Source organism: Synechococcus sp. A15-44 (assembly GCF_014280115.1).
Classification (GTDB): domain Bacteria; phylum Cyanobacteriota; class Cyanobacteriia; order PCC-6307; family Cyanobiaceae; genus Parasynechococcus.
The window spans coordinates 2,364,940-2,387,304 of the sequence record NZ_CP047938.1 but is presented as its reverse complement, the minus strand read 5'-3'; the positions used below and the strand labels follow the sequence as shown (position 1 = coordinate 2,387,304).

At 62.7% G+C, this 22,365-nt stretch carries 24 protein-coding genes; 13 read left to right on the top strand and 11 right to left on the bottom strand.

All coding sequences use genetic code 11. From position 1 onward, the window contains the following. Positions 1–40 precede the first annotated feature (40 nt). The 9 genes from SynA1544_RS13365 to SynA1544_RS13325 are packed head-to-tail and all read left to right on the top strand — an operon-like array spanning position 41 to position 7,548. The gene (locus SynA1544_RS13365; RefSeq protein ID WP_255477644.1) at positions 41–1,621 is read left to right on the top strand and encodes a DUF3352 domain-containing protein; all 1,581 of its coding nucleotides are present in this window, start codon (positions 41–43) and stop codon (positions 1,619–1,621) included. Continuing rightward, on the top strand, positions 1,599–2,087 hold the full coding sequence (gene sixA, locus SynA1544_RS13360; RefSeq protein ID WP_186514120.1) for a phosphohistidine phosphatase SixA: 489 nt from the start codon (positions 1,599–1,601) through the stop codon (positions 2,085–2,087). The genes SynA1544_RS13365 and sixA overlap by 23 nt, the downstream gene beginning before the upstream one ends. Positions 2,088–2,100: 13 nt before the next feature. Beyond that, positions 2,101–3,291 (top strand): citrate synthase, encoded by a 1,191-nt coding sequence (locus tag SynA1544_RS13355; protein WP_186514119.1) that lies wholly within the window; start codon positions 2,101–2,103, stop codon positions 3,289–3,291. Between the two features lie 27 nt (positions 3,292–3,318). Then, the gene (gene nuoH / locus SynA1544_RS13350; protein WP_186515588.1) at positions 3,319–4,437 is read left to right on the top strand and encodes an NADH-quinone oxidoreductase subunit NuoH; all 1,119 of its coding nucleotides are present in this window, start codon (positions 3,319–3,321) and stop codon (positions 4,435–4,437) included. 59 nt (positions 4,438–4,496) lie between these two features. Continuing rightward, a complete protein-coding gene (ndhI, locus tag SynA1544_RS13345) occupies positions 4,497–5,144 on the top strand; it encodes an NAD(P)H-quinone oxidoreductase subunit I (protein WP_186514118.1) in 648 nt (215 codons plus the stop codon). Next, positions 5,141–5,740 carry an NADH-quinone oxidoreductase subunit J gene (locus SynA1544_RS13340; protein WP_038552703.1) on the top strand — a complete coding sequence of 200 codons (600 nt, stop codon included), beginning with the start codon at positions 5,141–5,143 and terminating at the stop codon, positions 5,738–5,740. The genes ndhI and SynA1544_RS13340 overlap by 4 nt, the downstream gene beginning before the upstream one ends. Next, on the top strand, positions 5,740–6,069 hold the full coding sequence (gene nuoK, locus SynA1544_RS13335; protein ID WP_038552705.1) for an NADH-quinone oxidoreductase subunit NuoK: 330 nt from the start codon (positions 5,740–5,742) through the stop codon (positions 6,067–6,069). Before SynA1544_RS13340 ends, nuoK begins: the two co-directional genes overlap by 1 nt. An 18-nt stretch (positions 6,070–6,087) precedes the next feature. Continuing rightward, complete coding sequence (locus tag SynA1544_RS13330) at positions 6,088–7,038, top strand: NAD(+) kinase (protein ID WP_186514117.1); 951 nt, start codon at positions 6,088–6,090, stop codon at positions 7,036–7,038. Between the two features lie 3 nt (positions 7,039–7,041). Further along, entirely contained in the window at positions 7,042–7,548 is a 507-nt protein-coding gene (locus SynA1544_RS13325) for a CYTH domain-containing protein (RefSeq protein ID WP_186514116.1), read from the top strand. A 208-nt stretch (positions 7,549–7,756) separates the two neighbouring features. Here the strand turns inward: SynA1544_RS13325 and SynA1544_RS13320 are convergent, their stop codons facing one another. After that, complete coding sequence (locus tag SynA1544_RS13320) at positions 7,757–8,035, bottom strand: helix-turn-helix transcriptional regulator (protein ID WP_186514115.1); 279 nt, start codon at positions 8,033–8,035, stop codon at positions 7,757–7,759. A 67-nt stretch (positions 8,036–8,102) separates the two neighbouring features. Here SynA1544_RS13320 and SynA1544_RS13315 point away from each other — a divergent pair, with 67 nt between their 5' ends. Then, positions 8,103–9,008: a methylenetetrahydrofolate reductase gene (locus SynA1544_RS13315; protein WP_186514114.1), complete on the top strand. Its 906-nt coding sequence runs from the start codon at positions 8,103–8,105 to the stop codon at positions 9,006–9,008. Here the strand turns inward: SynA1544_RS13315 and SynA1544_RS13310 are convergent. The 6 genes from SynA1544_RS13310 to SynA1544_RS13285 form a co-directional block, all read right to left on the bottom strand. Further along, complete coding sequence (locus tag SynA1544_RS13310) at positions 8,989–10,167, bottom strand: NDP-sugar synthase (protein WP_186514113.1); 1,179 nt, start codon at positions 10,165–10,167, stop codon at positions 8,989–8,991. The two genes, SynA1544_RS13315 and SynA1544_RS13310, sit on opposite strands and share 20 nt — an antisense overlap. Before the next feature lie 46 nt (positions 10,168–10,213). Further along, positions 10,214–11,116 carry a segregation/condensation protein A gene (locus SynA1544_RS13305; protein ID WP_186514112.1) on the bottom strand — a complete coding sequence of 301 codons (903 nt, stop codon included), beginning with the start codon at positions 11,114–11,116 and terminating at the stop codon, positions 10,214–10,216. A 58-nt stretch (positions 11,117–11,174) separates the two neighbouring features. Beyond that, positions 11,175–11,576 (bottom strand): lipopolysaccharide assembly protein LapA domain-containing protein, encoded by a 402-nt coding sequence (locus SynA1544_RS13300; RefSeq protein ID WP_186514111.1) that lies wholly within the window; start codon positions 11,574–11,576, stop codon positions 11,175–11,177. A gap of 67 nt (positions 11,577–11,643) precedes the next feature. Beyond that, the gene (locus SynA1544_RS13295; RefSeq protein WP_115081180.1) at positions 11,644–13,281 is read right to left on the bottom strand and encodes an NAD(P)H-quinone oxidoreductase subunit 4; all 1,638 of its coding nucleotides are present in this window, start codon (positions 13,279–13,281) and stop codon (positions 11,644–11,646) included. 88 nt (positions 13,282–13,369) lie between these two features. After that, positions 13,370–15,379 carry an NAD(P)H-quinone oxidoreductase subunit 5 gene (locus SynA1544_RS13290; RefSeq protein ID WP_186514110.1) on the bottom strand — a complete coding sequence of 670 codons (2,010 nt, stop codon included), beginning with the start codon at positions 15,377–15,379 and terminating at the stop codon, positions 13,370–13,372. 34 nt (positions 15,380–15,413) lie between these two features. Beyond that, on the bottom strand, positions 15,414–16,145 hold the full coding sequence (locus tag SynA1544_RS13285; RefSeq protein ID WP_115160862.1) for an NnrU family protein: 732 nt from the start codon (positions 16,143–16,145) through the stop codon (positions 15,414–15,416). Positions 16,146–16,226: 81 nt separating this feature from the next. Here SynA1544_RS13285 and SynA1544_RS13280 point away from each other — a divergent pair, with 81 nt between their 5' ends. Beyond that, a complete protein-coding gene (locus SynA1544_RS13280; RefSeq protein ID WP_114987555.1) occupies positions 16,227–17,216 on the top strand; it encodes a LysR family transcriptional regulator in 990 nt (329 codons plus the stop codon). Here SynA1544_RS13280 and SynA1544_RS13275 read toward each other — a convergent pair. Both SynA1544_RS13275 and SynA1544_RS13270 read right to left on the bottom strand, forming a co-directional pair. Beyond that, positions 17,207–17,842, bottom strand: coding sequence for a DUF3172 domain-containing protein (locus tag SynA1544_RS13275; protein WP_186514109.1), 636 nt, complete (start codon positions 17,840–17,842; stop codon positions 17,207–17,209). The two genes, SynA1544_RS13280 and SynA1544_RS13275, sit on opposite strands and share 10 nt — an antisense overlap. Then, complete coding sequence (locus tag SynA1544_RS13270; RefSeq protein WP_186514108.1) at positions 17,839–18,186, bottom strand: NAD(P)H-quinone oxidoreductase subunit M; 348 nt, start codon at positions 18,184–18,186, stop codon at positions 17,839–17,841. Before SynA1544_RS13270 ends, SynA1544_RS13275 begins: the two co-directional genes overlap by 4 nt. 88 nt (positions 18,187–18,274) lie before the next feature. Between SynA1544_RS13270 and pds the strand changes: the two genes are divergently transcribed. Both pds and SynA1544_RS13260 read left to right on the top strand, forming a co-directional pair. Next, a complete protein-coding gene (gene pds / locus SynA1544_RS13265; RefSeq protein WP_186514107.1) occupies positions 18,275–19,693 on the top strand; it encodes a 15-cis-phytoene desaturase in 1,419 nt (472 codons plus the stop codon). Between the two features lie 3 nt (positions 19,694–19,696). Next, complete coding sequence (locus SynA1544_RS13260; protein ID WP_186493980.1) at positions 19,697–20,605, top strand: phytoene synthase; 909 nt, start codon at positions 19,697–19,699, stop codon at positions 20,603–20,605. A 70-nt stretch (positions 20,606–20,675) separates the two neighbouring features. Here SynA1544_RS13260 and SynA1544_RS13255 read toward each other — a convergent pair whose 3' ends face one another. Together SynA1544_RS13255 and SynA1544_RS13250 are read right to left on the bottom strand one after the other, a co-directional pair. After that, complete coding sequence (locus tag SynA1544_RS13255; protein WP_186514106.1) at positions 20,676–21,107, bottom strand: RNA-binding protein; 432 nt, start codon at positions 21,105–21,107, stop codon at positions 20,676–20,678. Positions 21,108–21,164: 57 nt separating this feature from the next. Then, a complete protein-coding gene (locus tag SynA1544_RS13250) occupies positions 21,165–22,361 on the bottom strand; it encodes a CCA tRNA nucleotidyltransferase (RefSeq protein WP_186514105.1) in 1,197 nt (398 codons plus the stop codon). Between the last annotated feature and the right edge of the window lie 4 nt (positions 22,362–22,365).

Sequence of the window (22,365 nt, the reverse complement as noted above, 5' to 3'; positions counted from 1 at the left end):
GGTGATGGACAAAGATGAGGCGACCCGAGACCGCCGGCCCATGAAGGCCCGCCCCTTCCTCAGCGCTGCCGGCGCTGTGCTGTTGTCGCTGATTTTGCTGGCCGCTGGCCTGCTCTGGACCATGAACCGCCAGAGCCCCCTGCAGTTGGCGGAGCAGCCGTTGCATCTGCCTCGGGCGGCCCGGTTTGTGCCCCGGGATGCTGACCTCTCCATCCATTGGTTGGCCGATCCAGGACGGTTGCCTGCCTACGCCCAGGCCGTTGCCCCTGCCTCCCAACGCCGCGATGCCCGTGATGGCGCCCGGCAGTGGCGCGAAGGCGTCTTTGCCTTGGCGGGCCTCCAGTTCGGGCTTGAGCTGGAGCCCTGGCTTGGTGAGGAGGTCAGTCTCACCCTCACCGATGGGGATCCCAACACCGGTTGGGTGTTGGCTTTGACCAGTCGGGATGACGACGGCGCCCGGCGCTTTCTGCAACGGTTCTGGCAGACCCGCAGCCTGGCGGGCACAGACCTGCAGATCAGCAGTTACCGCGGCATCGGTGTGATCAGCGGCCAGGGGGCGTTGGTGGGGCATGACCCCCAACCCCTGGCCACGGCCTTGATTGACGACGATCTGCTGCTGGTGGCCTCAGGTCGGGGTGTGCTGGAGCAGGCCCTCGATGTCTCCCAGCTTCCGGATCAGCATCAGCTGGGGGATCAACGCCTGCAGCGTCAGGTGGCTGAGCTCGGCGAAGGCGTGGCTCTGCTCACGGCATCTCCCCATGCCCTTGAGCATTGGCTGCAGCTGCCTGAGCTGGTGGCTCAACGGGACGATCTGAGCAGACTCGTGGCATCACTGCGACCGGAGGGATCCACCCTGGCGGTGGATGGGCGCCTTGGGTTCCGGCAAGCCCTTGGTACCGACCCCTGGCCTGGGCTCACGGATCTGACGGCGTCGGCGGGCGGCCATGCCCGCTGGCTGGCTCAGCTGCAGAGTCCGGCCCGATTGTTGGATCCCAGCGAAAGCCATCCGCTGGCCCAATGGTTCGCTCCGTTGCTGAAGCAGCACCTGGCGGACCAGCCGGCGGCCGATGCTGTTGTGGGGGCTGATGCTGGCCCTCTCCTCTGGCAGGACCAACCCGAGGGCTGGCTGCTGGCCACCCGCCCGCAAAGCCCCGCCAGGGATGCGGTGGATGCACGTCTGCAGGAGCAGGGCCTGACCCGTTCTGAGCTGGAGGGCGATGGCGAGGTGTTGAGCGTGTGGACGCGGCTGGTGCGCCAGCGGGGACGCCAGCCTGGGGTGGACGCTCAATTGGCCGTGGCTCAGGTTCGCTCGTCTGCGCTGAACTGGTGGGGCGAGTCCTTGATGGCGCTGGCGCAGCGCCAGAACGGGCGTGCCCTCCAGCCCCGCTTGAACCAATGGAAGGAGCTCACAGCGTCCTCCCAGCCGGCGCAGGCCCTCCTGCTGGCGGATGAGCCGGCCCGCGCACTGTTGGGGCAATGGCGGCCCTGGGCCCTGCTGCAGGTGATGGCGGGGCGGCCGCTTCAGGATCAGGTCCGCGGCCTTGCGGTGGCCGTCGACGTTGATCGTCAGGAGCAAGGCAGTACCGAGATTCCGTTGCATGCCCGGCTCGAACTCGGCTGACCTGGTTCTGTTGCGGCATGGCATCGCTGAACCCCGCCATGCGGGCCAGGACCATCCGGATCGACCCCTGACCGCCGCTGGCCGTCAGCGAACCCAGCGGGTAATGGCGGCCCTGGTGCAACGGGGGCTGCGGTTGGATCGCTTGCTGTCCAGCCCTTATCGCCGGGCTCTGCAAACGGCGGAACTGGCGTTGGAGGCAGGGCTCGCTTCTGAGCTTGCGGTGGATGAACGGCTCCAGCCGGGAGGGGCCCTCAACATGCTTATGACCGCCTTTGATGAACGGCTTGGTTTGGTCGGTCATGAGCCGGATCTTGGCAATCTGGCCTGCGGTCTTCTGGGCTGTGACCCGGGTGCCCTGGTGCTGAAGAAAGCTGGCGTGATTCAGCTGTGTCGTTCCGCGGGCCAGTGGCAGTTGAAGGCCTTGCTTCGGCCAGCACTGTTGATTGACGATTTAGGTTGCTGTTAGAGGCAATCAGGCGGTGGCCCAGCAGCACACAGGCGACCTGCGCCATGCGCGGACCGGGATCGAACTGCGTCCAGGTTTGGATGGCGTGCCGGCCACCCAGTCGGCGATCTGCGACATCGATGGAGAGCAGGGGCTGCTCACCTATCGCGGCTATCCGATGCAAGATCTGGCGGCCAACAGCAGCTTTCTGGAAACGGCTTATCTGCTGATCTGGGGAGAGCTGCCCAGCCGCGACCAGCTGGCGGAGTTTGAGCACGCGGTGCAGATGCACCGTCGGGTCAGCTTTCGGGTGCGGGACATGATGAAGTGCTTTCCGGCCAGCGGCCACCCGATGGACGCGCTGCAGTCCAGTGCCGCTTCCCTGGGGCTGTTCTATTCGCGTCGGGCGATTGACGACCCGCAGTACATCTATGACGCGGTGGTGCGGCTGATCGCCAAGATCCCCACGATGGTGGCGGCCTTTCAGCTGATCCGCAAAGGCCAGGACCCCATTCAGCCCCGGGATGACCTGGCCTACTCCGCCAATTTCCTCTACATGCTCACCGAACGTGAGCCGGATCCCCTCGCGGCGCGGATCTTTGATCGCTGCCTGATGCTCCATGCCGAGCACAGCCTCAACGCCAGTACCTTCAGTGCTCGGGTCACCGCGAGCACCCTCACCGACCCCTACGCCGTGGTGGCTTCAGCCGTCGGCACCCTGGCGGGCCCACTCCACGGCGGCGCCAATGAAGACGTCCTCGCCATGCTCGAGCAGGTGGGCAGTCCTGAGAATGCTGGCGCTTTCCTGGATGAGGCCATCGCGGCCAAGCGCAAAATCATGGGCTTCGGCCACCGGGAATACAAGGTGAAGGATCCCCGTGCCGTGATTTTGCAGGCCCTGGTGGAGGAGATGTTCGCCAGCTTCGGCCATGACGACCTCTACGACGTGGCCCGGGCGATCGAAGCAGAAGCAGCATCCCGCCTCGGCCCCAAAGGCATCTATCCCAATGTCGATTTCTATTCGGGCCTGGTGTACCGCAAGCTCGGCATTCCCAGGGATCTGTTCACGCCGGTCTTCGCCATTGCCAGGGTTGCCGGCTGGCTGGCCCATTGGCGGGAGCAGCTCGGGGCGAACCGGATTTTCCGGCCTTCGCAGATCTACTCCGGATCCCAGCCACGCTCCTGGATGCCCATTGAGGAGCGCGTCTCGGCTCCGGCCGCCTAAGTTGCACTCACTTCCGTCGACACCATGGTGAGTCCGGGACTGGACCTGGAATTGAGCTTTAGCCAGGCCCTGCAAGGGTTTGGCTTCTCCCCGGAGGTGGCGAGGCTGCTTTGGCTGCCGCTGCCGATGTTGCTCGTTCTTGTGGCTGCAGTGGTGGGTGTGCTGGTTTCGGTGTGGCTGGAACGCAAGATTTCCGCCGCTGTCCAGCAGCGAATCGGTCCGGAGTACGCCGGTGCCCTGGGCGTGCTTCAGCCCCTGGCTGACGGCCTCAAGCTGCTCGTCAAGGAAGACATCATCCCGGCGCGGGCCGACAGCCTGCTCTTCACCCTCGGCCCGGTGCTGGTGGTGGTGCCGGTGATCATCTCCTGGCTGATCATTCCTTTCGGCCAGAACCTGCTGATCAGCAATGTGGGCGTGGGGATCTTCCTCTGGATCGCCTTCAGCAGCATCCAGCCGATCGGCTTGTTGATGAGCGGCTATGCCTCCAACAACAAGTACTCGCTGCTCGGTGGGCTGCGGGCCGCGGCTCAATCGATCAGCTATGAGATTCCCCTGGCTCTGGCGGTGCTGGCCATCGTGATGATGACCAACTCGCTGAGCACGGTCGACATCGTTGATCAGCAGACCGGTGCCGGCATCTTGAGCTGGAACATCTGGCGTCAGCCGGTGGGCTTCCTGATTTTCTGGATCTGTGCCCTGGCCGAGTGTGAGCGGCTTCCCTTCGACCTTCCCGAGGCTGAGGAGGAGCTGGTGGCCGGCTATCAGACCGAGTACGCGGGCATGAAGTTCGCCCTTTTCTATCTGGCGGGTTACATCAACCTGGTGCTCTCGGCCGTCCTGGTCAGCGTTCTGTATCTGGGTGGTTGGGGCTTCCCGATCCCTGTGGAGTGGCTGGCCGGCTGGTTGAACCAGCCCATTGATGCCCCCGTGGTGCAGGTGATCACGGGCACCGTTGGCATCGTGATGACGGTGCTCAAGGCCTATCTGCTGGTGTTTGTGGCGATCCTGCTGCGCTGGACCACCCCCCGCGTGCGCATTGACCAGCTGCTCGATCTGGGCTGGAAGTTCCTCCTGCCTCTTTCCCTGGTGAACCTTCTGGTGACAGCAGCCCTCAAGCTCGCATTCCCCGTTGCATTCGGCGGCTAGGTTTTCCTACCTACGATTTCTACGCTCCCGGCTCCGCTTCGTTCTCTCCCCTTCAGACCATGTTCGGCTTCCTCAAACAGGTCGGTGATTACACCCGGGATGCAGTCGATGCAGCCCGGAATCTGGCCCAAGGCTTTTCGGTCACCTTCGACCACATGCAGCGCCGTCCCGTCACGGTGCAGTACCCCTACGAGAAGCTCATTCCCTCCGAGCGTTATCGGGGCCGGATTCACTACGAATTCGATAAGTGCATCGCATGTGAGGTGTGCGTGCGGGTCTGCCCGATCAACCTCCCGGTGGTCGATTGGGTGATGAACAAAGCCACGAAGAAGAAAGAGCTGCGCAATTACTCCATCGACTTCGGTGTCTGCATTTTCTGTGGCAACTGCGTGGAGTACTGCCCCACCAACTGCCTCTCGATGACGGAGGAGTACGAGCTGGCGGCTTTTGATCGCCACAGCCTTAACTACGACAACGTTGCCCTCGGACGCCTTCCCACCAGCGTCACCACAGACCCCTCAGTGGTTCCTTTGCGGGAGCTCGCCTATCTGCCGGCGGGCGAGATGGATCCCCACGGTGTCGCTGCCGATCGTCCCCGGGCTGGTCAGCTGCCGTCTCAGGTGTTGGAGACCCTCACCCCTCCAGCCAAGTCTGCTGCCAAGAATGAGGGACAATCCTCCAGTGAGGCCAAGGAGGGCGACGCATGACCATCGCGACAACCACCGAGCTGATCTGTTTTCTGGTGCTGTCCGCCGTTGTGGTGATCGGCGCCCTGGGTGTGGTGCTGCTCAGCAACATCGTTTATTCCGCCTTCCTGCTGGGCGGGGTGTTCACTGCCGTTGCAGGGCTCTACCTGCTGCTGAACGCCAGTTTCGTGGCCATGGCCCAGATCCTGGTGTATGTGGGTGCGATCAACGTGTTGATCCTGTTCGCGATCATGCTCGTGAACAAGCGGGAAGACCTCAAGGCCATCGCCAACCTCACCACGCGCCGTGTGGTGTCCGCCGGCGTCTGCGCCGGTTTGCTGGCGTTGCTGGTTCGTGTTGTGGTCACCACCCCCTGGTCGCTGCCCGGTCCTGCCGCTGTGGGTGAAGAGGCCACAGCCCGCATCGGTGAACACCTGTTCACCGATTACCTCTTGCCCTTCGAGGTGGCATCCGTGCTGCTGCTGATGGCCATGATCGGCGCCATCGTCTTGGCCCGTCGTGATGTGCTGGCCACGGATGTGGTCACCGGTGAGGTGGCCGATCAAGGCCTGATTGAGAAGGCCCGTACTCCCCTGCTGATGAATCGAGCGGACTGATGAGCGATTTCCTTGCCACGCTTCCCTCCCTGCAGGCCTACCTCCTGGTGGCCGCGATGCTCTTCTGTATCGGCGTCTGGGGTTTGATCAACAGCCGCAATGCGGTGCGCGTGCTGATGAGCATTGAGCTGATGCTCAATGCCGTGAACATCAACCTGATGGCCTTCTCCTCCTTCGTGGATGGTGATCTGATTCGCGGCCAGGTCTTCGCCGTGTTCGTGATCACGGTGGCCGCTGCTGAGGCGGCTGTCGGTCTGGCGATCCTGCTGTCGCTTTATCGCAATCGCGTTACCGTCGACATGGAGCAGTTCAACCTGCTGCGCTGGTAACCCCCGCACACCTGGGTCATGCGTCTCGATCGGGTCTGGGTGATCTATCGGGCCGACAGCCAGCCTGCCCAGCGTGAAGCCCGGCAATGTGCCAAGGAGCTGAAAGCTCTCGGCTCCCATGTGGTTACCGCGATGTCTGGGCAGCGGGTGAACCCTTTCCCTGGCCTGCTGGCTGTTGAGGATTCGATGCCCGACCTGGCCTTGGTGCTGGGGGGAGATGGCACGGTGCTGGGAGCTGCCCGCCACCTGGCGGTGCATGACATCCCGATCCTCAGCATCAATGTGGGAGGCCATCTGGGTTTTCTCACCCATGACCGGCGCGTGTTGCGCGGCGATCAGATCTGGCAGCGCCTTCAGGACGATCAGTTCGCGATCGAACGGCGCATGATGCTTCAGGCGATGGTGGATCGCCGCTCTGCCGAGGACCGTGCGGCCTCTCCGGGTCCGTTGCAACAGCCGGATCTCGAAGACGATGAAGAGCATCACTGGGCCTTCAACGACTTCTACCTGCGGGCCTACCGCGATGAGATTTCGCCCACCTGCACCCTGGAGCTCGAGATTGATGGGGAAGTGATCGACCAGGTGCGTGGTGACGGCCTGATCCTCTCCACCCCGACGGGGTCCACCGGATACGCCCTGGCGGCAGGGGGACCGATCCTTCACCCCGGCATCGATGCCATCATCGTCGCCCCGATCTGCCCGATGAGCCTCTCCAGCCGAACGCTGGTGGTGCCGCCCCGGGCCAGGTTGGCGATCTGGCCCCTGGGGGCTGGGGATCACCGCATCAAGCTGTGGAAGGACGGTGTGGGCTGCACGGTGCTGGAGCCCGGGGAGTGCTGTGTTGTTCAGCAGGCTCGCCACCATGCCTTGATGGTGCTGCTCAATCAAAGCCCGTCGTATTACCGAACCCTGTCCCACAAGCTGCACTGGGCAGGAAGTCTGCATGCGGCGCAGCCCTCGCAGAATTGAGCCATGGCCCTCGAGATTGAACGGCGCTTTCTGGTGCGCTCGGACGCCTGGCGCAGCAGTGCTGGCCCCGCACAGCAGCTTCGTCAGGGCTATCTGGCCGCCAGTGCCGACGGTGTGACGGTGCGGATGCGCCTGCGCGGGTCGGATCAGGCCTGGCTCACCCTGAAGGCGGCGGCTGATGCTGTTGGTCTGGTGCGCCACGAGTTCGAATACCCGATTCCCGTGGCGGACGCCGAAGCCCTCTGGGATCTGGCGCCGCACCGCCTGGACAAAGTCCGCTACGCCCTGGATTGCCCCGGTGGTGACTGGGTTGTGGATTGTTTTCAGGGCGAGAATGCCCCCTTGGTGCTGGCGGAGGTGGAGCTGGCATCGGCCCAGGCGGATTTGCTGATTCCGCCCTGGTGTGGCGAGGAGGTCACCGGGGAATCGCGCTGGAGCAATGCGGTGCTGGCCCAGCATCCGGTTCAGTTCTGGCCCGAGGAGCAGCGTCGACGTTTTGGCTGGCCTTAAGACCGGACTGGATTTGTCTTCAGATTTCCTTTAGCTTTGAGGAGTTCTGATTGGTGGCTCCTTCCAGTGGTGGGTCTGTACGACACAACTGGAATGCTTCGTTTCGCGGGATCCAGCGTGGAGGCGTGCCTGGAATATGCCACGTTGTTTCAGATCCCTGTGGGGCCCACCTCCCTGCAAAGCCTGCCGGAGCCTGTCAGCTCCACGATCAGGTTGAGGGGGGATCGTGTTCTGGAAGGACGCAACAGTTGAAGCCGTCCCGGCAGATCTTGCCGTTGTCCATGGCCCAATTGAGCAGTGCCACCCGGTTCTTCGAACCGGTTTTGGTGAACACGTTGCTTACATGGTTGTCCACCGTTCGTTTGCTGATGGTGAGACGGTCAGCGATTTCCTGATTGGTCAGTCCTTCGGCCACGAGCTCGATGATCTCGATCTCCCTGGCAGAGAGGGAGATCTCCAGAGGATCGGTACCGTCGAGGGAGGACATGGGCGACCACCATTGGGGTCATGCTAGTCCGGACGACCGGTCTGATCCTGCATAGTGGGCCGGTGAAATGGAACGAGATTTGAGCACGGCGCTGCAGCGCGCAATTGAGGCCGGGGATCAGGTGCTCACGGCCGAGGTGATGCCTCCCCGCGGAGCCGACTCCTCCCACATGTTGGCCATGGCCGCATCGCTGCAAGGCCGTGTCCATGCGGTGAATGTGACCGATGGCAGTCGGGCCGTGATGCGGATGAGCAGCCTGGCCTCCTGCAAGTTGCTGCTTGATGCCGGTCTGGAGCCGGTCTTGCAGATGGCCTGCCGGGACCGCAATCGCATCGCCCTCCAGGCCGACCTGCTCGGGGCCCATGCCTTGGGGATCCGCAACCTGTTGTGTCTCACAGGTGATCCAGTGCGGGCGGGCGATCAGGCGGATGCTCGGCCGGTGAATGAGTTCGAGTCGGTGAAGCTTCTGCAGCAGGTGGACGCCCTCAATCGGGGTGTGGATCCCGTGCAAGGCACCCTGCCGGATGGGGCGACCACGCTGTTTGCCGGGTGTGCCGCAGACCCACAATCGAGGAGCTGGAGCGGTCTCCAGCGCCGGTTGCAGCGCAAGCAGGCGGCGGGAGCTCGCTTCGTTCAAACCCAGATGGTGATGGACCCTGAAGCGCTAGAGCGCTTCCAGCACGAACTGGCCGGTCCCCTGGGTCTGCCTGTGCTCGCTGGCGTGTTTCTGCTGAAGTCAGCCAAGAATGCCCGGTTCATTAACCGCGTTGTGCCGGGAGCCTGCATCCCCGATGCGTTGATCCATCGGCTGGAGTGCGCCGAGAATCCCGCCATGGAGGGTGTGGCCATCGCCGCTGAACAGGTGAAGCGCTATCTCGGCATCGTTCATGGCGTTCATCTGATGGCGATCAAGGCCGAGGAGCGTATCCCGTTGATCCTGGATCGCGCCGGACTCAGCTCGCTGCCTGGGTGAGGTCGGTGCCGAGCAGTTCCGCCATGGCTTTCTGCTGCGGGGAAGGCTCCACCAGGTCCTGACGACGGGCATCGGTGATCAGCCAGTCGAGTGAGGCTTCCTGCAGGTCGAAGTGATCACCGTCCTTGCCCACGCAGTAGCGGCCGAACACCAGCTTCTCGAGCAGCTGCACGCCGGGTCCGATGCGCGAGTAGTCGAAGATGATCGAGTTATCGACGGTGGCACCCTCACAGATGTGGCAGCTGGGGCCGATCATCGTGGGCCCAACGATGGTTGCGCCGTCTTCGATCTTGGTCATGCCGCCCACATAGACGGGGCCACTGACGTTGATCTTGTCCCAGTTGGCGGCCACATTCAGGCCGGTGTACACCCCGGGACGCACCTCCTTGCCGGGGATGCCCACTTGACGGACGTCACCCATCAACACGCTGCGGATGGCTTGCCAGTAGTCGGGAACCTTGCCGATATCCACCCATTCGAAATCCATCGGGATGGCATAGAACGGTGCACCGAGCTCGGCCAGTTTCGGGAACAGATCCGAGCCGATGTCGAAGGACTGACCCGAAGGGATGTGTTCGAAGATCTCCGGCTCGAAGATGTAAATGCCGGTGTTGATCGTATCGCTGAGGGCTTCGTCGACGCTGGGCTTTTCCTGGAAGCTTGAAATTCTGTCCTGATCATCGGTGACCACAACGCCATAGCTGCTCACCTGATCCTTGGGGACCCGTTTGGTGACGAGGCTGGCGATCGCACCCTTCTCTTTGTGCAGGCGTACTGCTTCGCTGAGATCAAGGTCGATCAGCGCATCGCCGCAGAGCACCACGAAGGTGTCGTCGAAGAAATGCTGGAAATCCTGGATTTTTTTGAGTCCGCCTGCAGACCCCAGGGCACTGCCGATCAGTTCGCCGTCTTCAATCCGTCCTTCAAAGCTGTAGGCAATTTCAACCCCGAAACGCTGGCCATCCCGGAAGTAATTTTCAATCTCTTCGGCTAAGTGGGAGACGTTCACCATCACTTCGGTGAAACCGTGCTCCTTGAGCAGTTCCAGCAGAAATTCCATCACCGGCTTCTGCAGGATCGGAATCATCGGCTTGGGGATCACATGAGTGATCGGTTGGACCCGCGTCCCTTTACCAGCCGCCAGAATCATCGCCTTCATTGGCGTTTGGTCCGGTCAAAACAAGGCCACGACCATAGCCCCTGTCTTAGGCCGCCACGACCGTCCGGGTCGGCGACGGATCTGGCACCTGAAGGCTGCGGATTGGCAGTTGCGTTGCAGTGCCACTCGCTGGGATGAATTTCAGCCGCAGGGGACCGTGGAGCCAACCCTCCTGCTCCAGCTCAACCTGGCCCTGGGAGGAGAGAAACAGCAGGGCCCAGAACACCCCGACCCGGTCACGGTCCAGGTCCGCGGCGGCGGCCATCTCCCACTGATCCACCAGTTGATCGAAGCCCACCCAGTCCAGGGCGGTTTCCCAACCGTTCAGAAAGACGCCCAGTGCTGCGGTTGTTTCCGGCAGCTTTTCGCGGTGGGCCAGTCCGGCCACCTGGGCGATGGCTTCATGGTTGCTGTAGCGCTTCTGCCGTTTGCGGCGGCGTGCCTCGAGCTCGTCAGATTCCAGCTGCTCGGCAATTGTTTCCAGCTGTTCGATCAGCTCCCCGAGGGTGACGGGCCGACGCAAGGGCGGGGGTGCCACGGGTCGCCGCTGCAGATGACGTTCCGGCCGTCGGGGCAGATCAAAGGCCGGATCCAGCCAGCCTTGCTCATCGAAGTCGGCATCGAAGTGATCTTCGACTTCGGGCGGCGGCGGCAACATGCTGGTTTCAAGCATTTCCGCCTTAAGACCCACCAGCACGGAGGCGGCTAGGAAGGCTTCGCTGCTGTCAGCCAGGTCCCGTTCGTAGCTGCCGCCCCTTCCGGCCAGGGCGGCTGCCACCTGCCCGGGAACTTCGATGCGTTGCCGGAGTTGATCCAGAAAGCCGTCGATGACGGCAATCACATCCACATCCCAGGGATCGAGATCGCCCCGCTCCGCTGCGTCCTGCAGCAGCCGAATCGCAAGGCGGGCTCCAGCATCAGCGCCGTCGTTGGGGGCCACCTGGAGCAAGTCAATTCACCCTTTCCCGGCAAGGTATCGGTCCTCAACCGGTGTCGCCAGTGCTGCCTCAGGCCGCGCTGCTGGCGTCGGAGACCTCTGCCTGGTCGTTGTCGTTGCTCTCGGCACTGGTCGCGCTGACGGTGGTGGCAGGCAGCAGGCCCAGCTGGGTTTCAACGGTGGAGCGGTAGCGGCTGAGGTCCGTCTCCAGTTCCTGGATCCGCACCTGCTGTGCTTCGTATTCGTTCGCTTTGCTGAACTGTTCAACGTTGTTGAGCATCCCGGTCCAGGCGGCGAAGAACCAGGCCGACACGGCTCCCAACCCCGCTGCCAGCAGCAGCAGACCCGCCAAAGGCAGGGTGTACTCCACACCGGGCAACACGTGAACCGTCGTGGGGCTGGTGTTCGCCAGGGTGAAGAACACCGTGATCAGGCCGAAGCTGAAGATCAGGCCGAAGTTGATCTGACGCATGGCAGGGGAGCGTTCCCCTGGAACTTACGGACGGTTGGCCGGGAATGAATCGGAATCGATACGTGATTTATGACGCGCCTACGGCGGGGGCTTGGATGACTGCTGGAACGGGCGCCTGACCTCGAATCAGGGGGGCCGTTGGTGAGATCACCTGTTCCATCGCACCCAGGTTTCGGTTCACTAGGGCTTCAATCGAGCTGCGGTAGCTGTCGGTCATCAGCTTGGGGTAGAGCCCGATTCCGATGATCGGCACCAGCAGGCAGCCGATGATGTACACCTCGCGCGGCTCCGCATCCACCAGGTTGGTGTGGGATACGAGCTCCTCTTTTTCCTTGCCGAAGAAGATCTCGCGAAGCATCGAGAGCAGATAGATCGGTGTGAGGATCACGCCGACGGCGGCCAGTCCGCAGATCACCACGCGGAAGGGCAGGGTGTAGGCCTCATCCGTGGCGAAACCAGCGAACACCATCAGTTCGCTCACGAACCCGCTCATGCCGGGCAGGGCCAGGGAGGCGAGGGCACACACCGTCCAGAGCGCGAACATGATGCGCATCTTCTGGCCGATGCCTCCCATCTCATCCAGCTGAAGCGTGTGGGTGCGGTCGTAGGTGGCACCCACGAGGAAGAACAAGCTGGCGCCAATCAAGCCGTGGCTGATCATCTGCAGCATGGCGCCACTGGTTCCCAGGGCACTGAAGCTGCCCACGCCGATCAGCACGAAGCCCATGTGGCTGATCGAGCTGTAGGCGATCTTTCGCTTGAGGTTGCGCTGGGCGAAGGAGGTGAGGGCGGCGTAAATGATGTTCACCACCCCCAGCACGATCAGCAGTGGGGCGAACTGAGAGTGCGCCGCTGGCAGCAGTTCACAGTTGAAGCGCAGCAGGGCATAGCCGCCCATCTTCAGCAGGATGCCGGCCAACAGCATGTGCACCGGTGCCGTTGCTTCGCCATGGGCATCCGGCAGCCAGGTGTGCAGGGGCACGATCGGCAGCTTTACGCCGAAGGCGATCAGCAGCCCGGCGTAGCAGAGCAGTTGAAAGCCCGTGCCGAAGTCTTTGGCTGCGAGAGCGGTGTACTCAAAACTGGGGGTGCCGCCGCCGAAGAAGCCCATGGCCAGGGCGGCCAACAGGATGAACAGGGAGCTGCCGGCGGTGTAGAGGATGAATTTGGTTGCGGCGTACTGGCGTTTCTTGCCGCCCCAGATGGCCAGCAGCAGATACACCGGGATCAGTTCCAGCTCCCAGGCCAGGAAGAACAGAAGCATGTCCTGCACGGCGAAGACGGCGATCTGGCCGCCGTCCATGGCCAGCAGCAGGAAATAAAACAGCCGCGGTTTGAAACTCACCGGCCATGCCGCCAGGCAGGCCAGGCTGGTGATGAAGCTGGTGAGCAGGATCAACGGCATTGAGAGCCCGTCGGCTCCCACCGCCCAGGTGAGGCCAAGATCCGGCAGCCAGCTCACCCGTTCGGACAGCTGCAGACCACTGAGGCTGGGGTCATAGCCGGTGAGGTAGGCCGCGACGGTGATCAGGAAGGTGATCAGCGTCACGATCAGGGCGTACCAGCGCACCTGTTTGCCCTCGCCTTTGTCTGGAACCAGCGGCACCAGCAGGGCACCCACAATCGGCACCAGGATCGACAGGCTCAGCCATGGAACTGTGGCCTGCACCGGATCGCTGAGTCCGGCGACTGCGAATTCGAACACGCTGATCCGATCCTCACTGGATGGATCGTAGAAATCATGGCCGCTGTGTCATCACCTCGATAGGCGATGACACACATGGGCGATGGGCCTATGCGATTGGTCCGCCGATCACGCCGAATAGCAGCACCAGGCCGATCACGCCGGCAAACACAATCAGGGCATAGAACTGGGCCCGTCCGGTCTCGAGATATTTGAGACCTTCGCCGCTGCCCAGGGTGAGCAGTCCGGTGAGGTTGACCACGCCATCCACCACTTTGGCGTCCACCTCGAGCACCTCCCGTGCCAGTTTGCGGCTGCCGCGAACGAACAGCTTTTCGTTCAACACATCGAGATACCACTTGTTGGCGAGGAAGGCATTGACCGCCGGGAAGCGGCCGGCCACCAGCTGCCCCAGATCAATCCGACGCAGGGCATAGGCCAGAACAGCCAGGCTGATGCCGGCAACGGAGATGGCCACGGAGGCGCCCGCCAGGGGGAGAAACTCGCCCCAGCTGAACTGTTCGGCCATCTCGAGGGCTTCTTCCGGATTGAGAAGGCCCGCAAAACGGCTGTTCCAGGGCGTTCCCAGCAGACCGATCAGCACCGATGGCACCGCCAGCACCGCCAAGGGGGCCGCCATCGGCCAGGCCGATTCGTGCACGCTGCCGCCATGGGCGTGGTGCTCGGAAGGATCCTTGCCAGCGGCGGTCAGCAGCTGGGCCTGCATGGCGGTGTCATTGCCACGGAATTCCCCTTCAAAGGTGAGGAAGTAGAGCCGGAACATGTAGAAGGCCGTCATCCCCGCCGTCAGGAAGCCCACCACCCAGAGCAGTGGGTAGCTGTTGAAGGCCTGGCCAAGAATTTCGTCCTTGCTCCAGAAGCCGGCCAGGGGCGGAATGCCACTGATGGCGATGCAGCCGATGAAGAAGGTGATCGAGGTGACGGGCATCTTTTTGCGCAGGCCGCCCATCAGGCGCATGTCCTGGGCAAGCACGGGCTCGTGACCCACTACCTCTTCCATGGCATGGATGACGGAGCCCGATCCCAGGAACAGCATGGCCTTGAAGAAGGCATGGGTCACCAGGTGGAAGATGCCGGCAACCGGGGCACCGCAACCCATCGCCAGCATCATGTAGCCGAGCTGGGAGACGGTGCTGTAGGCCAGACCCTTCTTGAGGTCCATCTGGGTGAGGGCAATGGAAGCCCCCAGGAAGCAGGTGATCGTGCCAACGACGGCGATCACGGTTTGAACGATGGGGAACTGGGCGTAGAGGGGATCAAGGCGGGCCACCAGGAACACCCCTGCGGCCACCATCGTTGCGGCGTGAATCAGCGCTGAAATCGGCGTCGGGCCCTCCATGGCATCGGGCAGCCAAACGTGGAGAGGGAACTGGGCCGACTTGGCCATCGGACCCATGAACACCAGCAGGCAGAGCAGCAGCGCTGCCCATGGGGCCACCGTTCCGGCGGCCAGGCCGTTCTGCAGACCATCGGCGATTCCCTGGAAATCGAAGCTTCCGGTGGCCCAGAACAGGCCAAGGATGCCCAGCAGCAGGCCGAAGTCACCAACCCGGTTCACCACAAAAGCCTTCTGAGCGGCGTGGGCGGCACCGTCGCGGTCGTACCAGAAGCCCACCAGCAGGTAGGAACACATGCCCACCAGCTCCCAGAAGACGTAGATCTCCAGAAGATTGGGGCTGATGATCAGACCCAGCATGGAGCTGCTGAACAGCGCCAGGTACGTGAAAAAGCGCACATAGCCCTTGTCATGGGCCATGTAGCCGTGGGAATACACCAGCACCAGCAGGGCGATGGTGGTGACCAGCGCCAGCATCACCGCCCCGAGTGGATCCACCACGTAGCCCATCGGCAGAACGAAGTTGCCTGCGCTGGCCCATACGAACAGATGCTCAACGGGCGGGGCGCCATTGAGCTGGTTGAACAGGATGCTGTAGCTGAGGGCCGCAGCTGCGCCAACGCAGGAGATCAACAGCAGCGCAACGGGTTTGCGCAACCGATTGATCGTGCGGTTGAAGCTGATCAATCCCAACCCGGTCAGCACTGCGCCGAACAGGGGCAGAACCGGAATGAGCCAGGCGAGTTCCTCGGCCGAGGGCATCCGCAAAAAGGAGGTTGAAGCGAGTGTAGGCAGCTCAGCCCAGCAGGTTCTGGAGTGCTGAATTGCGCATCAACTCGGCAGCCGTCGGAATGAAGCGATGGGCCCACCAGAACACGCCGACGGCGATGGCGATGCCCAGTTGTGCCGGTCGAACGAATTCCTGCCACTGCAACTGCTGGCGTCCATCCAGCACCGCTGCGAAAGGCACGATTGAGGTGCTGGCCTTGAGCTCGTCAAAGGCTTCGCCGAAGCGGGCCTTCAGGCGCCGGTCGCCATGCCAGACGGCGAAGAGGTGATGGCCGATCAGGCCCACGCAGGTCACCAGCATGAAGCTGCTGCCGATCCAGAGGGCATGGGTGAGGCACCAGAGGATTTGCCCGATGGCCTGGGGATGGCGGCTGATACGGATGATCCCCGTGGCGTAAAGACGCACCTGCGGTTTCAGCACCGCCGGGATCTCCAGCAGGTTGTAGGTGGCTGGATAGAGGAAGAGAAAACTGATGGCGGTTCCGATCCACACGAGCGGAATCACCCCAGGCACGCCCTGGAGATTCCACAGCCGCATCCCGTCGTAGCGATGGGCCAGGAACCATCCGATCACCACCACGGCCGAGGGAATGCTGGCTGCCGCGAAGATCAGGCGCCAGGCCCGTGCTCCGATCACGGCCTCAGCCCGGCTGCGCAGGGCAGCACCACCGCTGTGAATTACGGCAAACAGGATCAGCAGCACCAGCATCACGACGCTGCTGTGGTGGGTGGAGGCCATGGCGGCTGCGTTGGAAGGGCGTGATTCTGGCTGTCGGACGTGGCGGTCCTAAATTTCTGGTGTTCCTCCGGGTGTTCCGCGGTGGCAGATCTGCCGTTCACCCTCGACCAGCTGCGGATCCTTCGCGCGATTGTCAGTGAGGGCAGCTTCAAGAAAGCCGCCGACAGTCTTTACGTCACCCAGCCCGCCGTCAGCCTTCAGATCCAGAACCTGGAGAAGCAGTTGGAGGTTTCGCTGTTTGATCGCGGCGGGCGCAAGGCGCAGCTCACTGAGGCCGGTCATCTGCTGCTGAGTTACTGCGACCGGATCCTCAGCCAGTGCCATGAAGCCTGTCGGGCCCTGGATGATCTCCACAACCTCAAAGGTGGATCCCTGATCGTGGGGGCAAGCCAGACCACCGGCACCTATTTGATGCCCCGGATGATCGGTCTGTTCCGCCAGAAATATCCGGACGTTTCCGTGCAGCTCCAGGTCCACAGCACCAGACGCACGGGCTGGAGTGTGGCCAACGGTCAGATCGACCTGGCGATCATCGGTGGTGAATTGCCGGCGGAACTCAATGAACTGCTGCAGGTGGTGCCCTACGCCAGTGATGAGCTGGCGCTGGTGCTGCCGGTGAAGCACCCCTTGGCCCGACTGGCTGAACTCACCAAGGAAGACCTGTATCGCCTGGGCTTCGTCTGCCTCGATGCGCAATCCACCACCCGGAAGATGGTCGACCAGCTTCTGGCGCGCTCCGGCCTGGATGTGCAGCGCCTGCGCATCGACATGGAGCTGAATTCGCTGGAAGCCATCAAGAATGCCGTTCAGGCGGGCCTGGGAGCCGCCTTTGTTCCCGTGGTGTCGATCGAGCGGGAGTTATCGGCGGGAACGATTCACCGGCCCCAGGTGGCTGATCTGCAGGTGAGACGCCAGCTCAAGTTGATCACCCATCCCGCCCGCTACTGCTCACGCGCCTCGGTGGCCTTCCGCAATGACGTTCTGCCCGTCTTTGCCAGCGCTGACAGCCCGATTCGTCAGGCAGCGAAGGTCGTGCCTGAAGCGATCGGGGAGCAACTGGTTCAGAACTGATCGGCCTCGGGTGTCACGCCCACCGTGTCGTCGGCGACGCCTCGGGTGAGGAATTTGTTCTCACTGATATCGGTTTGGTAGACGCAGCGCACCACGGGCTTGTCCCGAACGGAGCCGATGTAGGCAAAAGTGTTCATCCGCTGTTTGCACTCACGCTCCTGCTCGGCGGTGATGGCCCCCTCCTTGCGCAGCACAGACCAGTTCTCCCGACGGATCACACAACCCGGTTGCAGGGTTGGCTGGGTCACAAAGCTGCTGGAGGGGTTGAGCGTCGTGTACATCTCGATGTCCATGACGAAGGCGCTCGCCCCCCACTGGCGGCAGAACTCCGGGTCGGGAACGGCCATGTCCAGTTGCTGGGAGCTGGCGATGTTTCCCTGGTCTCCCGTGGTGGTGCTGGTGACAGCGCTGCCGATACCGATTCCCACCACGAGAACTCCTGCCAAGACGGCCACGGTGAGGGTGCTGAATTGAAAGCCGCCCTGGCCGCCTCCACCACCTGGTGGCGGGCCGGGAGGACGGCCGTATCCGCCTCGGGGTGGAGCGTCATAGAGGTCCCGCTCACCGCGGTCGTAGCGGCCATCACGCGGTCGGCGGCCGCCGCGGTCGTAGCGCGAGCCGGTCACAACAGTTCTGGAGTGCGGGGCAGGCCCATGGAGAAGTTCTGCACGCGGCCATCCGGGTTGTAGCTGAGTTCTCCGGCCTGGAGCAGTTGCCGGATGAATCCCTCCAGGTCTGTACCGATGCGGCGCAGGGTGTAGTCACTCAGTTCGCCACCGGCTGCGGCATCCACCAGTTCCTCGAAGCGTCCCTGCACCTTGGCGAGGCTGGCGGCATCCCAGAGAAATTCGTTGTCGGGATCCAGATCCAAGGTCAGTTGGTCATCCGAAGGAACCAGATCCTCCTCTTGAAGTGCTGCTGTGAACAGGCGCACGTGGCGGGTGGTGCACTTGAGAAGGGTGTCAGCCAAGACGCGCCCACGGGAAAGCTGACACGACTTTAAGAAGCGAACGGGGGTCAAGCCCTTTTAAGGTTGGTTTCACTTTTGAGACGGCCGCATGCGCGTCGCTATTGCCGGAGCTGGTCTTGCTGGACTCTCCTGTGCCAAATACCTGGCGGATGCCGGCCACACCCCCATCGTTGTGGAAGCAAGGGATGTTCTCGGCGGCAAGGTGGCGGCCTGGAAAGACGAGGACGGCGACTGGTATGAGACCGGCCTGCACATTTTCTTCGGGGCCTACCCGAACATGCTGCAGCTATTTAAAGAGCTGAACATCGAAGACAGGCTGCAGTGGAAGAGCCATTCGATGATCTTCAACCAGCAGGACGAACCAGGCACCTACAGCCGCTTTGATTTCCCCGACCTGCCGGCACCCGTGAACGGTGTGGCGGCGATTCTGGGCAACAACGACATGCTCACCTGGCCGGAAAAGATCAGCTTCGGCCTGGGACTGCTCCCCGCCATGCTCCGGGGTCAGGGGTACGTCGAGGAGTGCGACAAATACTCCTGGACCGAGTGGCTGCGGGTCCACAACATTCCCGAACGGGTGAACGATGAAGTGTTCTTGGCGATGAGCAAGGCGCTGAATTTCATCGATCCCGATGAGATCTCCGCCACCGTGGTGCTCACGGCCCTGAACCGCTTCCTGCAGGAGAAGAACGGCTCCAAGATGGCGTTCCTGGATGGTGCACCGCCGGAGCGCCTCTGCCAGCCGGTGGTTGAGCACATCGAATCACTGGGAGGTGAAGTGCACCTCGACAGCCCCCTGCGTGAGATCAAGCTCAATGCCGATGGTTCGGTGGCGGCCTTCCACATCGGTGGCGTGAAGGGCAAGGAGAGCTTCGATCTCACCGCTGATGCCTACGTCAGTGCCTTGCCGGTGGATCCCTTCAAGCTGCTGCTGCCCGAGCCCTGGAAGCAGATGGAGGTGTTCCAGAAGTTGGATGGCCTCCGGGGTGTCCCTGTGATCAACCTGCACCTTTGGTTCGATCGCAAGCTCACCGATATCGACCATCTGCTGTTCAGCCGCTCCCCCCTGCTCAGCGTGTATGCCGATATGAGCATCACCTGCAAGGAGTACGAAGACCCCGACAAGTCGATGCTTGAGCTGGTTTTTGCTCCTGCCAAAGACTGGATCGGCCGCCCCGATGAGGAGATCATTGAGGCCACCATGGGCGAGCTCAAGAAGCTGTTCCCGTTGCACTTCAGTGGCGACAACCCCGCCACCCTGCGCAAATACAAGGTCGTGAAGACGCCCTTGTCCGTCTACAAGACGACGCCCGGCTGCCAGGAGCTGCGTCCGGATCAAACCACCCCGATCAAGAACTTCTTCCTCGCGGGCGACTACACGATGCAGCGCTATCTCGCCTCGATGGAGGGTGCTGTTCTTAGTGGCAAGCTCTGCGCCGGTGCGGTGGACCGCAAGACAGGTCAGCTGGCATCATCGACCTCTTCCAGTGAGCCTGTGACGGCCTGAGCCATGCCCCTCGCCTCCCCGGATCTCGACGCAGCCTTTGAGGCTTGCCGTCGGGAGACCGCCGAGTGGGCCAAGACGTTCTATATCGGCACTTTGCTTCTCCCTCCGGAGAAGCGGCGTGCCATCTGGGCGATCTATGTGTGGTGCCGGCGCACGGATGAGTTGATGGACAGCCCGGAGGCTCAGGCGCGTCCGGTGGAGGAGCTTGCAGAGCGGCTCGACCGTTGGGAGGAAAAGACCCGTGCTCTCTTTGATGGTCGGGTGGAGGACGACCTGGATGCGGTGATGGTCGACACCCTGGAGCGCTTCCCCCAGGGCATTCAGCCTTACCTCGACATGATCGAGGGCCAGCGGATGGACCTCACCTGGACCCGCTACCCCCGCTTTGAAGACCTCAAGCTCTACTGCTATCGCGTGGCAGGCACCGTTGGCCTGATGACCCAGGGGGTGATGGGCGTCGACCAGGCCTACACCTCAGCCCCCTGGAGCGACTGTCCGGACACGTCCGATGCCGCCGTCGCCCTTGGGATCGCAAACCAACTCACCAACATCCTTCGGGATGTGGGGGAAGACCGGGGCCGTGGCCGTATCTATCTGCCCCAGGAAGATCTCGAGCGGTTCGGTTATTCCGAGGAGGAGTTGATGGCCGGAACCCTTAATAACGCCTGGCGTGCGCTGATGCGCTTCCAGCTGGAGCGGGCTCGCGATTGGTTTGCTCGCTCCGAAGCCGGGGTCCGTTGGCTGTCCGCCGATGCGCGCTGGCCGGTGTGGACGTCGTTGCGGTTGTACCGCGGCATCCTGGATGAAATTGAACGGGTCGATTACGACGTGTTCAATCACCGTGCCTATGTGGCCAAGGTGAACAAGCTGCTTGATCTGCCCCGTTCATTCCTGTTGGCTCAGTCACGTTAAAAATCCCTGCCGGTATGACCGGCAGGGGTGAAGTTGAACTTCTTTATCCCTCGATCAGATCATCGACGGATCAAACCGCCGTCTTCTGGTTGGCCAGCAGATCCTTGAGTTTGGACAGTTCGCCGGCCCAGCGGGGGTCAGGAGCGCCTTCGCTCTTCGCATCGCTGTGGACCACCTTGTTCACAGCCTTGCGGGCCACTTGAGGCTGGCCGGCTGCATTGGGGGCTCCACGACGGTTGCCGCCAGCATTGTTGTCGCGACGCTCGGAGCGCTCGACCCGCAGGGCACTGCCACCGAACTCCTTGCCGTTGAGAGCTTCGATCACGGCGTCGGCCAGTTTCGGATCGTCCACGTTGGCGAAGCCGAAACCGCGGCATGCACCGGTTTCGCGGTCGAGAACCGACTTGAACCGAATCCCTTCTCCCACCGACTTGAGCAGAGCCACCAGCTCCTGTTCTTCAAAGGTCTGCGGCAGGTTGCCGATGTACAGGCGGATGCTCATGAAGGAAAGGAAATGCGATCTGTCGGTGTCTGACCGTCATCATTGACACCAAGAAAGTTAATCACAGAGCCTCGCTTTACGGGTCAAGAAATGTTGGGCCTCCTTCAGTGCCTCGCTTGGGGTCTGGATGCGTCCAAAGGCATGTTCAAGCTTCAGATGATGCAGCAGGCGTCCGAGACGGGGGCCGGGTTCGATCTCCAGGGCCGTGAGCAGGCCATTGCCGTCGACCGGGGTTCTGGGGTGGAACAGAGGGTCCTCGGCGTTGCGCCACCGACGCAGCCAGATTTCTTTTTCGGGCATGGGCAGTTGCAGGGCCAGGGCGGGGAGATCCCCCTCCAGCTCCTCGTGCAATTGCAGTCGATCGCTCTCGGGTAGCGCGTCCGGTGCCTGGCCGGTGCGGTGCTGCCAGCTCCGCAGCCGTTTGCAGCGCTGGCGCAGGGCGCGACTGGCGCGGAGTTGGCTGAGCCCCTCATCGCTCACCAGGGCCGTCAGTCGAGCCAAGGGCACTCCTGCTGCGGCTTCCTCGCTGGTCAGGCCATCGATGTTGCCGGGCGTGGGAGGTTGGCCTCCGGCCGCCCAGGGATGCAGCAACGGCAGGCTTGTGAGGGCTGCCATCGCGGCGTCAGCGTGTTCGCCCCGCACCAGGCGCTGCAGCTCCGCCAGGATCCGCTCCGGTGCCGCTTCCGGAAGCCGTGCAGCGTGGCGCTCAATCCAAGCCATGGTCTGGTTGGAGATGGTGAGAGGGATTTCCGCCATCAGCCGCAATCCCCTCAGCAACCGCAGAGGGTCGTCGATGAGGTTGGCTTCCGAGACGGCGGTCAGGCAGCCCTGCTGGAGGTCGCTCAGTCCCCCTGTGGGGTCCCACAGCTCTCCCCAGGGCTGGAGCGACACGGCGATGGCATTGAGCCGGTAGTCGCGCCGCCAGAGGTCGTCTTCGATGCGGTCTCCGTCCTGTCGGGCGATGTCGACCGTCCAGCCCCCAAGCACCAGCCGAGCAATGCTCCGTTCCGCGTCCAGCACCACACACGTGCCATGGAGCTCCTGGGCCAGGGCCTTGGTCAGAGCGATGGCATCCGATGGGACCACCAGGTCAAGATCCGGCTGTTCCTGGAGACGGTCCAGCAAGCCATCCCGCACGGCGCCGCCCACCAGCGCCGTGCCCTCCGGAAGCCGTGCCAGGGGGAGAGGCCACTGGTCTGGCGCCAGTCGCTCTCGCAGCTGGTCAAGCAATGCGTTGCCGGAGCCTTGGGCCATCAGA